General features: G+C 51.8%; 1 protein-coding gene. It reads right to left on the bottom strand.

All coding sequences use genetic code 11. The features are described from left to right. Positions 1-1,953: thioredoxin domain-containing protein (locus tag VN105_RS01185; RefSeq protein ID WP_325637101.1), on the bottom strand; the 1,953-nt coding region annotated here is incomplete at its 3' end. Between the last annotated feature and the right edge of the window lie 58 nt (positions 1,954-2,011).

Raw genomic sequence — 2,011 nt, 5'->3', positions numbered from 1 at the left:
CCGCCCGGTCAGTAGCGGGATCTCCGGAATATTTTTTTCGGAGCCAATAAGAACCCTGTACGGAAGGAACCATTTTCCCGCTTCTTTCATCCTCTCCCTATAATCCTTCCCAACAATAGCCAGTTCGGGCGTACCCTTTACCAGCTGCAACAACTGGCTCGCCCACACGCCAAACGAGGTAGGGTACCGGACTATTGTTTGCGAAAGGCTGGAAACTGCCTCCACACAACGATCCGCCCATTCTTTCTGATCAAAAACAACAGAAAGGTACCAAAGGTTCTGCATCATTACCGCATTGCCGCTGGGCACAGCCCCGTCGTATACTTCCTTCTTCCGTACAATCACATCATCCTGGCCCTCAATGGTATAATAAAAGAACAAGCCGCTTTCATCGCTGAAATGGGCTATCACAAACGCCGTAATATCCCGCGCCTCATACAAATACCGGGTATCGCCGGTGATCTCCTGTAAGGCGATCAGCGCCCGGACCAAACACGCATAGTCATCCAGGAAAGCCGGATACTTCGCCTGCTGCTGTTTCCAGGTATGGTAAAACCCGCTTCCGGCAGGCTCCTGGCGGAAACTGGTCAAACAGAAATCCATATTGCGGATCGCCATCTCCCGGTAAGCCGGATCACCCAGTGCAGCATAAGCTTTACAGCAGGCATGCACCATCATGGCATTCCAACCCAGCAGGATCTTATCGTCCAAACCCGGCCGGATACGGTTAGCCCTTACCGCCAGCAGCTTTTCCCGGCAGCCCTTTAACATCGCTCCCAAAACACCTGCATCATATCCTCTCTCCGCAGCAAAAGCCTCCAGGGGCTGCTGCACCCATAATATATTCTGCTCTTCCCAGTTACCATGTTCCGTTACATCATAATACTCACAGAAAGGCTTTGCCTGTTCCCCGAGTATATGATGGATCTCCGCTTTGCTCCACGTATAAAATTTACCCTCCACACCTTCTGAATCCGCATCCAGGGCGGCATAAAAGCCGCCCTCCGGCGATGTCATTTCACGGGTTATAAAATCCATCGTGTCCCTGATCGTTTGCGCATATACCTCATGGTGCGTGAGCTGGTAAGCATCGCACAGCACATCGAGCAGCAGTGCATTGTCATACAGCATCTTCTCGAAATGGGGCGCCAGCCACTTTTCGTCGGTAGAATAACGCGCAAACCCGCCACCCAGCTGATCGTAAAGACCACCCTGCAGCATTTTATCCAGCGACAGCAACGCCTGTTGCAGCCCTTCCGGATGCTGCCAGGCATGATGATACCGCAACAGGTACGCGATAGTAAACGTTTGAGGAAATTTGGGCGCACGCCCGAAGCCACCCCACCGGGTATCGGCCTGCTTCAGTATATTTTCGCAGATGGTATCACACTGCGCTTTTGTAAATAATTCTTCAAAGGGAATATCCGGGTGCAACCCCTGCTGCTGCCCAAACTGGGCCGACTGCTGAATATGCTGTACCAGGTTATCGGCCTGGGATTCAATTTCGTCGCGCTTGTGCCGGAACGCATCAGCCAGCGACAGCAGCACATCTGTCCAGGAGGGACGGCTGTATGCCTTCACCGGCGGAAAATAGGTGCCGCCGTAAAAAGGCTTCCTCTCCGGCGTAAGAAAAACGTTCAGCGGCCAGCCACCGGCGCCGGTCATGGCCTGCACGGCATCCATATAAATATGATCCAGGTCCGGCCTCTCTTCACGGTCTATCTTGATATTAATGAAGTGTTCATTCATGATGGCAGCCGTAGCTTCCTGCTCAAAGCTTTCCCGCTCCATTACATGACACCAGTGACAGGCGGCGTACCCGATACTTACCAGTATAGGTTTATCTTCCTGCAACGCACGTTGCAGGGCCTCTTCCCCCCACGGATACCAGTTTACAGGATTATGCGCATGCTGTAGCAGATATGGACTGGTTTCACTGATAAGCTTATTCATGGATTCCCCCTACGCGAAAAATAATGATTGATCTTCTATTTCTTCTACAAAGAAATTT

It is taken from the genome of Chitinophaga sp. (assembly GCF_035564935.1).
In the GTDB taxonomy this organism is placed as follows: domain Bacteria; phylum Bacteroidota; class Bacteroidia; order Chitinophagales; family Chitinophagaceae; genus Chitinophaga.
The sequence above is the reverse complement of the archived record's forward strand: the minus strand, read 5'-3'. Positions and strand labels throughout refer to the sequence as shown.